The organism is Streptomyces sp. NPDC102258 (assembly GCF_055584685.1).
Genome location: NZ_JBVJLO010000006.1, coordinates 270580 through 285718, shown reverse-complemented (window position 1 = coordinate 285718; position 15139 = coordinate 270580). Strand labels below are relative to the sequence as shown.

The following is a 15139-nucleotide window of genomic DNA, read 5'->3' as shown; positions in this document are numbered from 1 at the left end:
CGGCCGTCGGCCGGCGGGAGGGCGAGCGTCAGGCCACCTCGATGCCGTATTCGCCGAGCAGGGCCTCCAGGCCGCCGCGGTAGCCCTTGCCGCCGATCACGAACTTCCAGTCGCCGTTCGGGCGCCGCCGGAAGGAGCCGAGGACCAGGGCGGTTTCGCCCGCCCGGCCGTCGGAGACCTCCAGCCGGTCGAGCTCCGCCCCCGCCGCGTCCAGCAGCCGGATCCGGGCGTCCGTGAAGCCCGCAAGGTCGGCGTCCGGATTGACCTCCGGGTCGATCGCGGCGACCAGCACCAGCCGGTCGGCGCGCCGCGGCAGCTCGTCGAAGCCGACCTCGACGGCCGCCTTGTCGGGTGCGGTGTGGGGGCGGGAGCGCACCGCGCCGTCCGGGGTGCGCGGATTGTTGAAGAAGACGAAGTGGTCCTCGCTCAGCACCCGGCCGCCCTCGCAGACCAGCGCGCACACGTCGAGCGCGACCCGCCCCGACCAGGACATGCCCAGCACGTTGCGGCCGGCCGCCACCGGCGGCGCGGCGCCCGGTGTGGTGTCCGGCGCGGTGTGCGCCAGGGCGTCGGGCAGGGTGTCCGGCCCGGTGTCCGGCCCGCCCGCCGCGACTGCGCCCGCCGCGACCCCGGCCGCCCGCTGCGCCGGTACCGCCCGGCCCTGCGGGCCGCCGCCGAGCCGCCCGCGCAGCCCGTACCGGTGCAGCAGCTCCACCAGCTCCGCCCCGGGAACCAACTCCAGCGGCTTGCCGTTGGCGAAGGTGTACGACCCCGGCCCGAAGGACGAGGTGGTCACCAGCACCCCCTTGTTCGCCCCCGCGTCCTGGACCGCGCCGTACAGGTCCCGCACCGCCGTCGGCGGGACGGTGTTGCGGTAGCGCTTGACCTGCACCACGATCCGCCCGCCCCGGATCGGGGCCGGGTCCAGCGCCTCCACGTCCACGCCGCCGTCGCCGGAGCGCTGCGTGGTCACCGCCTCCATGCCCATCGCCCGGAACAGCTCGGCGACCAGGTTCTCGAAGGCGATCGGGTCCATGAGGAACAGGTCCGGCTCGTCCCCGCTCTCCTCCCCGTGCCCGCCGTGGCTGACCACGCCGCCGCTGCCGCCGACCTCGCCCGGCCGACGGCCCGGCCGTACGGCGGCCGGCTGGTCCGGCCGGGCCGACAGCTGCCCGCGCAGCCCGTCGGTCAGGCAGTCCACCGCGCTCACCTGCTCCAGCCGGAGCTCCGAGAAGGCCGCCCGCGGGGCCTGCACGGTGGCCAGGACGATCTGCGCCTCCCGGCCCGTCACCGGATCGGGGGCGTCCACGAATCCGTTGACGACCACCGAGTCCAGCGCACCGAACTCGTCGGCCGCGTACACCTCGCGCAGCGCCAGCAGCACGCACTGGGCCAGCAGGTCCCGGTACAGCGCCCGGCGCTGCGTGGCGGGCCGGGCCGTCTCCCGGTCCTGGTCCGAGGCGGCCACGTACCGTACGGACTTCGTCTCCGGTACGGCCTCGTAGCGGGGCAGCTCCCAGTCGAGCACCAGCTGCCGCGCCGCCGGATCGTAGGCCGCGGACACCTGGCGGGGCAGCTCCTCGGGCCAGGCCGTGGAGGCGTACAGGGCCGCCGAGAAGTACTCCACCGCCGCCTCGGGATCGCCCGCGCGCAGGGCGTCGGCCAGTTCGGCGAGGCCGCTGTTGTGGCGGCGGATCCCGGCGAGCTGCTCGGCGGCCCAGCGGTCGTACTGCTGCCGGTACGAGGCCAGTTGCCGCAGCCGCTCCTGCTCGGCGGCGTGCGCGGCCTGCCAGGCGTGCGTGTACCGGTCGTGCGCCTCGCGCTCGGCCTGCGCGCGGCGGCCCGGGCCGAGGGGGCGGCCGCCGCCGTGCTGCTGGAACTGGTGGAGCTGCGGCATCGGCACCGGGTGGGCGAGGGCGCCGGGGTCGAAGGGCGCGAGCCGCTCCTCGCGCACCAGGGCGGACATCCGGAACGCCGGCGCCCGGCAGCCCGCCGCCAGCAGCCCCTGGAGGGCGGCCACTTCGGCCTCGATCCGTTCGGTGCGCCGCCGCGCCTCGGCCTCGCGGTGCTGCTTGTAGGCGGCCTGCTGCTCGCGCCGGTCCCGGGCCGCGTCCCGCTCGTAGGTCCGCCGCCGTTGCTCGGCCTCGCGCTGCTGGATCACCTGCGTCCGCTGCTGCTGCCGCTGGGCCTCGGCCCAGACCCCGATCAGACCGCTCGCCCGACGACTCATCAGTGCTGCTCTCCCCCCACCCGCGCGTACCGGGAAAACAGTAGTCGGGACACGGGACGGGCGGCCCGCCAACCGCCCGGACCGCCCGCCTCCACGGCCGCCCCCCGAGGGGGCCGCCGTAGTTAGAGCACGCCTCCCGCCAGCGCCTCGACCGTCGCCGGCAGCGGCGTGCCCGAGCCGTCGCGGCGCGGGTCCGGCGCGGGCAGCGCGGCCGGGGTGCCGTTGGCGGCGGCCGCGCGGACGGGGGCGTTCCCCGCCCAGGCCAGGACCAGCACGTCCTCGCCCTTCAGGAACCGCTGGCAGCGCACGCCGCCCGTGGCCCGTCCCTTGCGCGGGTACTGGTCGAAGGGGGTCAGCTTGCCGGAGCGCACCGAGTCGTCCAGCGTGCCGTGCGAGCCGGCCACGCTGAAGACCACGGCGTCCCGCGCCGGGTCCACGGCCGAGAAGTGGATCACCTTGGCGTTCTCGGCGAGCTTGATGCCCGCCATCCCGCCCGCCGGGCGGCCCTGGGGGCGCACCTGGCCGGCCGGGTAGCGCAGCAGCTGGGCGTCGTCGGTGATGAAGACCAGGTCCTCCTCACCCGTGCGCAGCTCGACCGCGCCGACGATCCGGTCGCCCTCCTTGAGGGTGATGACCTCCAGCTCGTCCTTGTTCGCCGGGTAGTCCGGCACGACCCGCTTGACCACGCCCTGCTCGGTGCCGAGGGCCAGGCCCGGCGAGGACTCGTCGAGGGTGGTCAGGCAGACCACCGTCTCGTCGGCCTCCAGCCCGGAGAGGAACTCCGCGACGGGGGCGCCGCCCGCCAGGTTCGGCGCGGCGTGCGTGTCCGGGAGCTGCGGCAGGTCGATCACCGACAGCCGCAGCAGCCGTCCGTACGAGGTCACCACGCCCACGTCGGCCCGGGCGGTCGCGGCCACCTGCGAGACGATCAGGTCGTGCTTCGCGCGGGAGCCGCCCTCCTCCTCGGGCAGCGGGTCGCCGCCCGCCGTACGGGCCAGCAGGCCGGTGGAGGACAGCAGGACCCGGCAGGGGTCGTCCGCGACCTCCAGCGGAACCGCGGCGACCGCCGTGCCCGCCGACTCCAGCAGCACGGTCCGGCGCGCGGTGCCGAACTTCTTCGCGACCGAGGCCAGTTCGGAGGAGACGAGCTTGCGCAGTTCGGCGTCCGAGTCGAGGATCCCGGTCAGCTCGTCGATCTCGCCGGTCAGCCGGTCGCGCTCGGACTCCAGCTCGATCCGGTCGAAGCGGGTGAGGCGGCGCAGCGGGGTGTCCAGGATGTACTGGGTCTGGACCTCGCTCAGCGAGAAGCGCTCCATCAGGCGCTCCTTGGCCTGGGCGGAGTTGTCGCTGTCCCGGATGATCCGGATGACCTCGTCGATGTCGACCAGGGCCACCAGCAGGCCCTCGACCAGGTGCAGCCGGTCGCGCCGCTTGCCGCGGCGGAACTCGCTGCGGCGCCGGACGACCTCGAAGCGGTGGTCGAGGTAGACCTCCAGCAGCTCCTTGAGGCCCAGCGTCAGCGGCTGGCCGTCGACCAGCGCGACGTTGTTGATGCCGAAGGACTCCTCCATCGGCGTCAGCTTGTACAGCTGCTCCAGCACGGCCTCCGGGTGGAAGCCGTTCTTGATCTCGATGACCAGGCGCAGGCCGTGCGAGCGGTCGGTGAGGTCCTTGACGTCGGCGATGCCCTGGAGCTTCTTCGACCCGACCAGGTCCTTGATCTTGGCGATGACCTTCTCGGGGCCGACCGTGAAGGGCAGTTCGGTGACGACCAGCCCCTTGCGGCGCGGGGTGACGTCCTCCACCGCCACGGTGGCGCGGATCTTGAAGGTGCCCCGGCCCTTCTCGTAGGCGTCCTTGATCCCGGACAGTCCGACGATCCGGCCGCCCGTCGGCAGGTCCGGGCCCGGCACGAAGCGCATCAGCGCTTCGAGGTCGGCCTCCGGGTAGCGGATCAGGTGGCGGGCGGCCGCGATGACCTCGCCCAGGTTGTGCGGGGCCATGTTGGTGGCCATGCCGACGGCGATCCCGGAGGAGCCGTTGACCAGGAGGTTCGGGTACGCCGCCGGCAGGACGACGGGCTCGCGCTCCTGGCCGTCGTAGTTGGCGGCGAAGGCGACGGTGTCCTCGTCGATCGACTCCGTCATCAGTGACGTGGCGTCGGCCATCCGGCACTCGGTGTAACGCATCGCGGCCGGCGGGTCGTCGTTGCCGAGCGAACCGAAGTTGCCGTGGCCGTCGACCAGCGGCAGCCGCATCGAGAAGGGCTGGGCCATCCGCACGAGGGCGTCGTAGATCGACGCGTCACCGTGCGGGTGCAGCTTGCCCATGACCTCGCCGACGACGCGGGCGCACTTGACGTAGCCCCGGTCGGGGCGCAGGCCCATCTCGTTCATCTGGTAGACGATGCGCCGGTGCACCGGCTTCATGCCGTCCCTGGCGTCCGGCAGGGCACGGGAGTAGATCACCGAGTACGCGTACTCGAGGAAGGAGCCCTGCATTTCGTCGACGACGTCGATGTCGAGGATCCTCTCCTCGAAATCCTCCGGCGGCGGGGTCTTCGTGCTGCGGCGGGCCATCGCTGCGCGGCTCCTTAACCAAAAATCGGTGTGTACGGGGTGCCGGACGGAGGCCGTCCGGCCGGTGGCGACGCGGACCATTGTGGCCCGAGGCACCGACAACGCCGACTCCGACCCCGGGCGACCCCCCGGACGGAGTCCAAGGGGCGGACCGGGGAACTTCTCCGGCGGTCGGCGCGCTTGCATACAGTGGCAGGTCTGACAGAAATCTCTGCATCGCGATCGAAGGGACCACATGCCCATGGGTCACACGGCCACAGCTCAGGCCGGCTCCGGCGGCCTGACAGCGACCGAGCACCGGCTGGCCAACGGCCTGCGCGTGGTGCTGTCCGAGGACCACCTCACCCCGGTCGCCGCCGTCTGCCTCTGGTACGACGTCGGCTCGCGCCACGAAGTCAAGGGGCGGACCGGTCTGGCTCACCTCTTCGAGCACCTGATGTTCCAGGGCTCGGCGAGCGTACCGGGCAACGGGCACTTCGAGCTGGTCCAGGGCGCCGGCGGCTCCCTGAACGGCACCACCAGCTTCGAGCGCACCAACTACTTCGAGACGATGCCCGCCCACCAGCTGGAGCTCGCCCTGTGGCTGGAGGCGGACCGCATGGGCTCGCTGCTGGCCGCCCTGGACGAGGAGTCCATGGAGAACCAGCGCGACGTCGTGAAGAACGAGCGCCGCCAGCGCTACGACAACGTGCCGTACGGCACCGCGTTCGAGAAGCTGACCGCCCTCGCCTACCCCGAGGGCCACCCGTACCACCACACCCCGATCGGCTCCATGGCCGACCTGGACGCCGCGTCCCTGGAGGACGCGCGCGCCTTCTTCCGTACGTACTACGCGCCCAACAACGCCGTCCTGTCGGTCGTGGGCGACATCGACCCCGCGCAGACGCTGGCCTGGGTCGAGAAGTACTTCGGCACCATCCCGGCGCACGACGGCAAGCAGGCCCCGCGCGACGGCTCGCTCCCCGAGGTCATGGGCGGGCAGCTGCGCGAGGAGATCGTCGAAGAGGTTCCGGCCCGCGCGCTGATGGCCGCCTACCGGCTGCCGCACGACGGCACCCGTGAGTGCGACGCCGCCGACGTGGCGCTGACCGTGCTGGGCGGCGGCGAGTCCTCCCGCCTGCACAACCGCCTGGTACGCCGCGACCAGAGCGCCGTGGCGGCCGGTTTCGGCCTGCTGCGCCTGGCCGGGGCGCCCTCGCTGGGCTGGCTGGACGTCAAGACCTCCAGCGGCGTCGAGGTGCCCGCCATCGAGGCGGCCGTCGACGAGGAGCTCGCGCGGTTCGCCGCCGAGGGCCCCACGGCCGAGGAGATGGAGCGCGCCCAGGCGCAGCTGGAGCGGGAGTGGCTGGACCGGCTGAGCACGGTCGCCGGCCGGGCCGACGAACTGTGCCGCTTCGCCGTGCTGTTCGGCGACCCCCAGCTGGCGCTGACCGCCGTCCAGCGCGTACTGGACGTCACCGCCGAGGAGGTGCAGGCCGTCGCTGCGGCCCGGCTGCGCCCCGACAACCGCGCGGTGCTCGTGTACGAGCCGCTGCCCGGCTCCGAGGAGCCCGACGCGTCCGCCGCCGACGAGAACGAGACCGAAGGGGCGGAGCAGTGAGCGACACCGCAGCCGTCACGATGACCTTCCACCCGCGCCCCGAGGCCGGCGAGGCCAAGCCGTGGGCGTTCCCCGCCCCCGAGCGCGGCGCCCTCGCCAACGGCCTGACCCTGCTGCGCTGCCACCGCCCCGGCCAGCAGGTCGTCGCGGTCGAGGTCAACCTCGCGGCCCCGCTGGACGCCGAGCCCGAGGGCCTCGACGGGGTGGCCACCATCATGGCCCGCGCCCTGTCGGAGGGCACCGACAAGCACTCCGCCGAGGAGTTCGCCGCAGAGCTGGAGCGCTGCGGCGCCACCCTCGACGCGCATGCCGACCACCCCGGTCTGCGGGTCTCCCTGGAGGTCCCGGCCTCCCGCCTGCACAAGGCCCTCGGCCTGCTCGCCGACGCGCTGCGCGCGCCGGCCTTCGCCGACGGCGAGGTCGACCGGCTGGTGCGCAACCGGCTCGACGAGATCCCGCACGAGCTGGCCAACCCGCAGCGCCGCGCCGCCAAGCAGCTCTCCAAGGAGCTGTTCCCGGCCGGCCTGCGCATGTCCCGCCCGCGCCAGGGCACCGAGGAGACCGTCGCCCGCATCGACTCCACGGCCGTACGCGCCTTCTACGAGGCCCACGTGCGCCCCGCCACCGCCACCGCGGTGGTCGTCGGCGACCTGACCGGCATCGACCTGGACGCCGTCCTGGCCGACACCCTCGGCGCCTGGACCGGCGACACCGCCGAGCCGCTCCCGGTCCCGCCGGTGACGGCCGACGACACCGGCCGGGTCGTCATCGTGGACCGGCCCGGAGCGGTCCAGACGCAGCTGCTGATCGGCCGGATCGGGCCCGACCGGCACGACCTGGTCTGGGCGCCGCAGGTGCTCGGCACGTACTGCCTCGGCGGCACCCTCACCTCCCGCCTGGACAAGGTGCTGCGCGAGGAGAAGGGCTACACCTACGGGGTGCGGGCGTTCGGCCAGGTGCTGCGCTCGACCGCCGACGGCAAGGGCGCCTCCATGCTCGCCATCAGCGGCTCGGTGGACACCCCCAACACCGGCCCGGCGCTGGAGGACCTCTGGAAGGTGCTGCGCACGCTCGCCGCGGAGGGCCTCACCGACGCCGAACGCGACGTGGCCGTGCAGAACCTGGTGGGCGTCGCCCCGCTGAAGTTCGAGACGGCCGCGGCCGTCGCGGGCACCCTCGCGGACCAGGTGGAGCAGGAGCTCCCGGACGACTACCAGGCGCGGTTGTACGCACGGCTGGCCGAAACCGGTACGGCGGAGGCCACTTCGGCGGTCGTGCGCGCCTTCCCGGTGGACCGGCTGGTCACCGTCCTGGTGGGTGACGCGGCCCAGATCGAGGAGCCCGTGCGGGCCCTCGGCATCGGAGAGGTCACCGTCGTCACGAACTGACGGAGCGTCACGGGAAAAGGGGTTCCGGCGGATCGTCCGCCAGAACCCCTTTTGTCTGTTTCACGGTGTGGTTGCGGGTATGGGGTGTGGCGTACGCAACAAAAGGGCTCGTGTGTTTGGCGATTGACTGATGATCCGCCTAGCGTCGGGCGTGCTGTCCGTCAGTTGTGCCCGCCGCACCCGCGGCACCGGACAGCGATCGCCGAGTCCCCGTCAGGCGCGAGCCTGGGGAGCCGGGGACCCACATCAGTCCCTGGGGTGAATCGGACCGCCTCGCCAGAGGAGATCCGTAGGAGACCTTCCTGCTCCGAACCCGTCAGCTAACCCGGTAGGCGAGAGGGAAGGAAAGGATCACCCCCTTCATGGCGTATGGCAGTCGTGTCGCCGGTAAGCACCGTGGTTCCAGTCGTCTGAGCCGCAAGACCGCCGGTTACGCCGGTATAGCCGCCCTCGCCACCACGGGCGTGGTCGCCGCCGTGGCGGCTCCCGCGTTCGCCGCGGACCACAGCGCTCCGTCCGTCGAGGACACCGGCCAGAACGCGATCGTCGTCGCGGACGGCCTCCAGGACGACCTCAAGGCCCAGGCCGAGACCCAGCAGGCCGCCGCCGAGGCCGTCGCCGCCCGGACGCAGGCCGAGGCCGACGCGAAGCAGCGCGCCGCGGAGGCCAAGCGGACCGCCGAGGCCAAGGCGAAGACCGAGCGCGAGGCCGCCGAGCGCGCCGCCCGCGACGAGGAGCGCAAGCGCCTCAACACCTTCGTCGCCCCCATCGAGGGCTCCTACGTCAGCACCCAGTACGGCGCCGGCGGCGGCATGTGGTCCTCCGGCAGCCACACCGGCATCGACTTCCACGCCGACGAGGGCACCTCGGTCCACGCCGTGGGCGCGGGCACCGTCGTCGAGGCCGGCTGGGGCGGCGCGTACGGCAACAACGTCGTCATCAAGCACAACGACGGCACCTACACCCAGTACGGCCACATGAACTCGCTGAACGTCTCCGTCGGCGAGAGCGTCACCGCCGGCCAGCAGATCGGCCTGTCGGGCTCCACGGGCAACTCCAGCGGCCCGCACCTGCACTTCGAGGCCCGTACCGGCCCGCAGTACGGCTCGGACATCAACCCGCTGGCGTACCTGCGCAGCCACGGCGTCGGCGTCTGACGCGCACGCGCCCCGAAAGAAGGCCCCGGCTTCCGAGCCGGGGCCTTCTTCGTGTTCCCCGGTCCGCCCCCCTTCCATGGCGAAATGTTCCGGATATCGGCCCGACATCGGAAATTATCGTGTGCTGCAATAGAGTCGCGGCACGGTCACGAATCCGGCGAAGGTGCCGGCGGATAATCCAGCGGAGGTCCGGCCTTGCGTATTCCGGCGCACGCGGTGTGCACAGCGATCCGCGACGACATCGTCTCCGGTTTCTTCGGTCCGGGCGGCCGGCTGACCGAGGAGGTGCTCGCCCGCCGTTACGGGGTCTCGCGCGTCCCCGTCCGCGAGGCGCTGCGCACCCTGGAGTCCGAGGGCTTCGTCACCACGCGGCGGCACGCCGGCGCCTGTGTGGCCGAGCCGACCGCGCAGGAGGCGGCCGACCTCCTGGAGCTGCGGACGCTGCTCGAACCGCTGGCCGCCTCCCGGGCCGCCCGGCGGCGCACCGAGGCGCACCTCAAGGTGCTGCGCGGACTGGTCAGGCTGGGCCAGGAGCGGGCCCGTCAGGGCCAGGGGCAGGATCTGCGGGCACTGGGCGGCTGGTTCCACGAGACGCTCGTCCAGGCCTCGGCGAGTCCCGGGCTGATCGCGCTGCTGACCCAGACCCGGCGCAAGATCGCCTGGATGTACGTGGTGGAGGCCCCGGCGCGGCCGGCGGACTCCTGGGCTGAGCACGGGGCGATCGTGGACGCGGTGGCGCGCGGGGACGCGGAGCGGGCCGCCGGGCTCACGACGCTGCACGCGCAGCGGGCGGCCGGGGCGCACCGGCCGCGGGTGAGGACTTCGCAACCTGCCGTAAACACGGCGGGCGGCCGGTATTAACAGGGATCCCGTATACAAAAGGGCGGACGGCCGCGCCCACAGGAATAGCGTGGCGGTTGTGTATTTCCATGCGCGGAATTCCTGCCGTCCGCGGCACGGTATTCCCGGGAATCCCCGCGCCGGGGCGAAGGCGGGAAACGCGAAAGCCGCGGCCCCCGGAGCGGGGACCGCGGCTTCGGCGTTACCGGACCCGAAGGGTCAGACGGTCTCCGGGAGCTCGTCAAGGCCCTCGGCGACCAGCTTCGCGAGGCGGTCCAGGGCGGCGTCGGCGCCCTCGGCCTCGGAAGCGAGCACGATCTCCTCGCCGCCCTGGGCGCCCAGGCCGAGGACCGCCAGCATGGAAGCGGCGTTGACGGGGTCGCCGCCCGCCTTCGCGATGGTCACCGGGACGCCGGAAGCGGTCGTCGCACGGACGAAGATCGAGGCGGGACGAGCGTGCAGGCCCTCGGCCCAGCCGACGTTGACGCGGCGCTCTGCCATGGTGATGCCCTTCAGGTTCTTACGGTTGTCTAGACCAGTCTCTCACGACCCCCGGACTGCCCGGACCGACCTTCGGCCCGGATCCGCCGCCGTTGGACCCTCCCCAGCTTGCACTGGTTTGCCCCGGGCCGCCGGATCCGCCGCGCGCGGGCCGCCGGGCCCCGGCCGGCCCGCTCCGCCACCGGGCCAGCGCCCCTTAAGGTGGCCCCATGACCACCGCGTCGGACCCCTCGTACCCGGCCCACTGGGAAGCGGACGTCGTGCTGCGCGACGGCGGCACGGCCCGGATCCGCCCCATCACGACCGAGGACGCGGGCCGCCTGGTCAGCTTCTACGAGCAGGTCTCGGACGAGTCGAAGTACTACCGCTTCTTCGCCCCCTACCCCCGGCTCTCCGACCGCGACGTGCGCCGCTTCACGCACCACGACTACGTGGACCGGGTCGGCCTCGCCGCCACCATCGGCGGCGAGTTCATCGGAACCGTCCGCTTCGACCGCATCGGCCCCGACGGCAGACCCGCCCCGGTGCCCGCCGACGAGGCCGAGGTGGCCTTCCTCGTCCAGGACGCCCACCAGGGGCGCGGAGTCGCCTCGGCCCTCCTCGAACACATCGGCGCGGTCGCCCGGGAGCGCGGCATCCGCCGGTTCGCCGCCGAGGTGCTGCCCGCCAACACCAAGATGATCAAGGTGTTCACGGACGTCGGCTACCAGCAGAAGCGCAGCTTCGAGGACGGCTCCGTCCACCTCACCCTCGACCTCGAACCCACCGCCGAGTCCCTCGCCGTCCAGCGCGCCCGCGAACAGCGCGCCGAGGCCCGCTCCGTCCAGCGGCTGCTGGCCCCCGGCTCCGTCGCGGTGATCGGCGTCAGCCGCTCCGGCTCCGGCGTCGGCGCCGCCGCGCTGCGCAACCTGCGCGACGGCGGCTTCCACGGACACCTCTACGCCGTCAACGCGGCCCGCGCCCCCGGTATGGAGGGCGACCTGCTGGACGGCGTACGGGCCTACCGCACCCTCGCGGACATCGGTGCCCCCGTCGATCTCGCCGTCCTCGCCGTCCCCGCCGACCGGGTCCCCGAGGCCGTCGCCGCCTGCGGGGAGCACGGCGTCCAGGGGCTGGTGGTGCTGTCGGCCGGATACGGCGAGAGCGGCCCGGTGGGCCTCGCCCGCCAGCGCGAACTGGTCCGGCAGGTCCGCTCGTACGGGATGCGGCTCATCGGCCCGAACGCCTTCGGGGTGATCAACACCGCCCCGGACGTGCGGCTCAACGCCTCGCTGGCCCCCGCCCCCGCCACCGCCCGCGGCCGGATCGGGCTGTTCACCCAGTCCGGCGCGATCGGGATCGCCCTGCTGTCCGGGCTACTGCGGCGCGGCGAGGGCCTCTCGTCCTTCGTCTCCGCCGGGAACCGGGCGGACGTCTCCGGCAACGACATCCTCCAGTACTGGTACGACGACGAAGCCACCGACGTGGCCCTGCTCTACCTGGAGACCCTCGGCAACCCGCGCAAGTTCACCCGGCTCGCCCGCCGCACCGCCGCCGTCAAGCCGGTCGTCGTCGCGCGCGGCGGCCGCCACACCCCCGCCGGGCACGTGGTCCCCGGCACCCGGCTGCCCGACGCCACCGTCTCCGACCTGCTTCGGCAGGCGGGCGTCATCCGCGTCGCCACCGTCACCGAGCTGGTCGACGTCGGCCTGCTGCTGGCCGGACAGCCGGTCCCGGCCGGACCGCGGGTGGCCATCCTCGGCAACTCCGAATCCCTCGGCGTCCTCACGTACGACGCCTGCCTGACCGAGGGCCTGCGCCCGCTGCCCCCGCTGGACCTGACCACCGCCGCCACCCCGGCGGACTTCCGCGGCGCCCTGTCCGCGGCCCTCGCCTCCGACGACTGCGACGCCGTCGTCGTCACCGCCATCCCCTGGGTGAACGAGCAGGCGGCGGCCGACGACCTCGCCGAGGCGCTGCGGGAGGCGGCCGCCGAGGTTCCCGGGAAGCCCGTGGCGGTGGTGCACGTGGAGCTCGGCGCCCTGGTCGAGGCGCTGTCCGCCGTACGCGCCGCCCCGCCCGCGCCGCCCGCCCCCGCTCCGGCCGCACCCCCGGCCGAGCCCCCCGCCACCCCCGGCCCCGCGCGCGGGATCCCCGCCTACCCCGCCGCCGAGCGGGCCGTGAAGGCCCTCGCCGAAGCCGTCCGCTACGGCCAGTGGCGCCGCGCCCACACCGAGGCCGGCCACGTCCCCGAGTACGAGGACATCGACGAGGCCGGCGCCGCCGCCCAGCTCTCCGCCCTGCTGACCGGCGTCCCCGAGGGCGCCGCCGTGACCCTGGACGAAGCCGGGGCCCGCGCGCTGCTCGCCCGCTACGGGATCCGGGTGCGGCCCGTCATGCCCGCCCCCGGCCCCGACGCCGCCGTCCGCGCGGCCCGGATCCTCGGCTACCCGGTCGCCCTCAAGACCACCGCCCCGCACCTGCGCCACCGCGCCGACCTGGGCGGCGTACGCCTCGACCTGACCACCGAGGCCGAGCTGCGGCGCTCGTACGAGGAGCTCACCGAGGCCCTCGGCAAGCCCGCCGAGCTGCTCCCCGTCGTCCAGGCCATGGCCCCGCGCGGCGTGGACACCGTCGTCCGTGCCGTGGTCGACCCGGCCGCCGGAACCGTCCTGTCCTTCGGGCTCGCCGGAGTCGCCTCCGAGCTGCTCGGCGACACCGCCCACGGCCTGGTCCCCGCCACCGACCGGGACGTGGCCGCGCTGATCCGCTCGCTGCGCGCCGCGCCCCTCCTCTTCGGCTGGCGCGGCAGCGACCCGGTCGACACCCCGGCCCTGGAGGAACTGCTGCTCAGGCTGTCCCGGCTGGTCGACGACCACCCCGAGGTGAGCGCCGTCTCCCTGGAACCGGTCGTCGTCGCCACCGAGGGCCTCTCCGTGCTCAGCGCCACCGTCCGCGTCGGCCACCCGCCGGCCCGGACCGACCTCGGCCCGCGCACCCTCCCCAGCTACTGAGCGCCGGACAGGCGGGGGGACCCCGGACGGGCCTTAGGATGGACCTCATGGCGAAATCCGGTACGACGACCCAGGGGCTGCGCGCGGCGATCGAGCGCAGCGGCTACTACCCGGCCCTCGTGGCCGAGGCGGTTGAGGCCGCCGTGGGCGGCGAGCCGATCTCGTCGTACCTGGTCCACCAGGAGACCACCTTCGACTCCAACGAGGTGCGCCGGCACGTCACCGTCCTGGTGCTCACCGGCAACCGCTTCATCGTCAGCCACACCGACGAGCAGGCGGCCGACGCCGGGTCCCCGTCTCCGTACGCGACCACCTCCACCGAGTCGGTCAAGCTCGCCAGCATCTCCTCGGTGGTGCTCAGCCGCGTCGTGGCCAACCCGGAGTCGTACACGCCCGGCCAGCTGCCCCGCGAGGTCGTGCTGACCATCGGCTGGGGCGCGGTCTCCCGCATCGACCTGGAGCCCGCCGCCTGCGGCGACCAGAACTGCGACGCCGACCACGGCTACACCGGCAACTCCACCGCCGACGACCTCAGCCTGCGGGTCAGCGAGGCCGGCGACGGTCCGGAGACGGTCCGCCAGACGCTGGTCTTCGCCCAGGCGCTCTCGGAAGCCACCGCGGCGACCGCCGCCTCCGCCCGCTGATGTCGTACTCCGCGCCGCCGAACTGGCAGGACGAACCGGAACTGCTCGACCTGGCCGGCGCACCCGTCCCGCACTACGGGACCGGCTCGCTCGCCGACCTGCTGCCGACCCTGGCCGCCGGGCAGGGCGTCCCCGGCCTCGCCGCCGGGATCGCGGAGCTCACCCCGGCCGACCGCAACTGCGTGTTCCTGGTCGACGGCATGGGCTGGGAGCAGATCAAGGCCCACCCGGCCGAGGCCCCGTACCTGACCTCCCTCCTCGCCGGCTCGCGCGGCGGCACCGGCCGGCCGATCACCGCCGGCTTCCCGGCGACGACCGCCACCTCGCTGGCCTCCGTCGGCACCGGCCTGCCCCCCGCCCGGCACGGTCTGCCCGGCTACGCCGTGCGCAACCCCGCCTCCGGCGAGCTGATGAACCAGCTCCGCTGGCAGCCGTGGACCCCGCCGAAGCCCTGGCAGCCGTACCCGACCGTCTTCCAGCTCGCCGACGCGGCCGGGGTGCACACCGCGCAGGTCTCCGCGCCCGCCTTCCAGAGCACCCCGCTCACCAAGATCGCCCTCAGCGGCGGCACCTTCCACGGCCGGATGACCGGCGAGGAGCGGATGGACCTCGCGGCGATCCAGCTCGCCGCCGGGGAGCGCTCGCTCGTGTACACGTACTACAGCGAGCTCGACGGGGCCGGACACCGGCACGGCGTGGACTCCGACGCCTGGCGCGGCCAGCTCATGTACGTCGACCGGCTCGTGCAGCGGCTCGCCGAGCAGCTGCCGCCGCGCACCGCCCTGTACGTGACCGCCGACCACGGCATGGTCGACATCCCCTTCGACGAGGACGCCCGGATCGACTTCGACGACGACTGGGAACTCGGCGCGGGCGTCGCCCTGCTCGGCGGCGAGGGCCGCGCCCGGCACGTCTACGCGGTCCCGGGCGCCGAGGCCGACGTCCTGACCGTGTGGCGCGAGGTGCTCGGCGACCGCTTCTGGGTCGCCAGCCGCGAAGAGGCCCTGGAACTGGGCTGGTTCGGGACGCCGGGGGAGTGCGACGAGCGGGTCCTCGGCCGCATCGGCGACGTGATCGCCGCCGCCCAGGCCGACGTGGCGATCACCGCCTCCCGCAACGAGCCCAACGAGTCGGCGCTCGTCGGCATGCACGGCTCCATGACCCCGGCCGAGCAGCTGGTCCCGCTCCTCGAAATCCGCACCTGACC

At 73.8% G+C, this 15139-nt stretch carries 10 protein-coding genes and 1 riboswitch; of the genes, 7 read left to right on the top strand and 3 right to left on the bottom strand.

All coding sequences use genetic code 11. The annotated features are described in order from the left end of the window. Positions 1-28: 28 nt before the first annotated feature. Both ACZ6ZT_RS13215 and ACZ6ZT_RS13210 read right to left on the bottom strand, forming a co-directional pair. Complete coding sequence (locus tag ACZ6ZT_RS13215) at positions 29-2230, bottom strand: restriction endonuclease (protein WP_469718866.1); 2202 nt, start codon at positions 2228-2230, stop codon at positions 29-31. A 122-nt stretch (positions 2231-2352) separates the two neighbouring features. After that, a complete protein-coding gene (locus ACZ6ZT_RS13210) occupies positions 2353-4809 on the bottom strand; it encodes a DNA gyrase/topoisomerase IV subunit A (RefSeq protein WP_469718864.1) in 2457 nt (818 codons plus the stop codon). A gap of 241 nt (positions 4810-5050) precedes the next feature. Here ACZ6ZT_RS13210 and ACZ6ZT_RS13205 point away from each other — a divergent pair, with 241 nt between their 5' ends. The 4 genes from ACZ6ZT_RS13205 to ACZ6ZT_RS13190 all read left to right on the top strand — a co-directional run bounded on the left by ACZ6ZT_RS13205 (position 5051) and on the right by ACZ6ZT_RS13190 (position 9815). Further along, positions 5051-6409, top strand: coding sequence for a M16 family metallopeptidase (locus tag ACZ6ZT_RS13205; RefSeq protein ID WP_469718862.1), 1359 nt, complete (start codon positions 5051-5053; stop codon positions 6407-6409). Between the two features lie 20 nt (positions 6410-6429). Beyond that, positions 6430-7797, top strand: a complete 1368-nt coding sequence (locus tag ACZ6ZT_RS13200) for a M16 family metallopeptidase (RefSeq protein ID WP_469719075.1) — start codon at positions 6430-6432, stop codon at positions 7795-7797. 190 nt (positions 7798-7987) lie between these two features. Then, positions 7988-8147: riboswitch (cyclic di-AMP (ydaO/yuaA leader) on the top strand. Positions 8148-8159: 12 nt separating this feature from the next. Continuing rightward, complete coding sequence (locus tag ACZ6ZT_RS13195; RefSeq protein ID WP_469718860.1) at positions 8160-8954, top strand: M23 family metallopeptidase; 795 nt, start codon at positions 8160-8162, stop codon at positions 8952-8954. A 195-nt stretch (positions 8955-9149) separates the two neighbouring features. Beyond that, positions 9150-9815 (top strand): GntR family transcriptional regulator, encoded by a 666-nt coding sequence (locus tag ACZ6ZT_RS13190; RefSeq protein ID WP_469718857.1) that lies wholly within the window; start codon positions 9150-9152, stop codon positions 9813-9815. A gap of 198 nt (positions 9816-10013) precedes the next feature. Here the strand turns inward: ACZ6ZT_RS13190 and ACZ6ZT_RS13185 are convergent, their stop codons facing one another. Next, a complete protein-coding gene (locus ACZ6ZT_RS13185) occupies positions 10014-10295 on the bottom strand; it encodes an HPr family phosphocarrier protein (RefSeq protein ID WP_361773359.1) in 282 nt (93 codons plus the stop codon). A gap of 209 nt (positions 10296-10504) precedes the next feature. Between ACZ6ZT_RS13185 and ACZ6ZT_RS13180 the strand changes: the two genes are divergently transcribed. The 3 genes from ACZ6ZT_RS13180 to ACZ6ZT_RS13170 are packed head-to-tail and all read left to right on the top strand — an operon-like array spanning position 10505 to position 15137. After that, positions 10505-13288: a bifunctional acetate--CoA ligase family protein/GNAT family N-acetyltransferase gene (locus ACZ6ZT_RS13180; RefSeq protein WP_469718855.1), complete on the top strand. Its 2784-nt coding sequence runs from the start codon at positions 10505-10507 to the stop codon at positions 13286-13288. Between the two features lie 47 nt (positions 13289-13335). After that, a complete protein-coding gene (locus tag ACZ6ZT_RS13175; RefSeq protein ID WP_469718853.1) occupies positions 13336-13932 on the top strand; it encodes a DUF5998 family protein in 597 nt (198 codons plus the stop codon). Next, positions 13932-15137, top strand: coding sequence for an alkaline phosphatase family protein (locus ACZ6ZT_RS13170; RefSeq protein WP_469718851.1), 1206 nt, complete (start codon positions 13932-13934; stop codon positions 15135-15137). The genes ACZ6ZT_RS13175 and ACZ6ZT_RS13170 overlap by 1 nt, the downstream gene beginning before the upstream one ends. Positions 15138-15139: the final 2 nt, after the last annotated feature.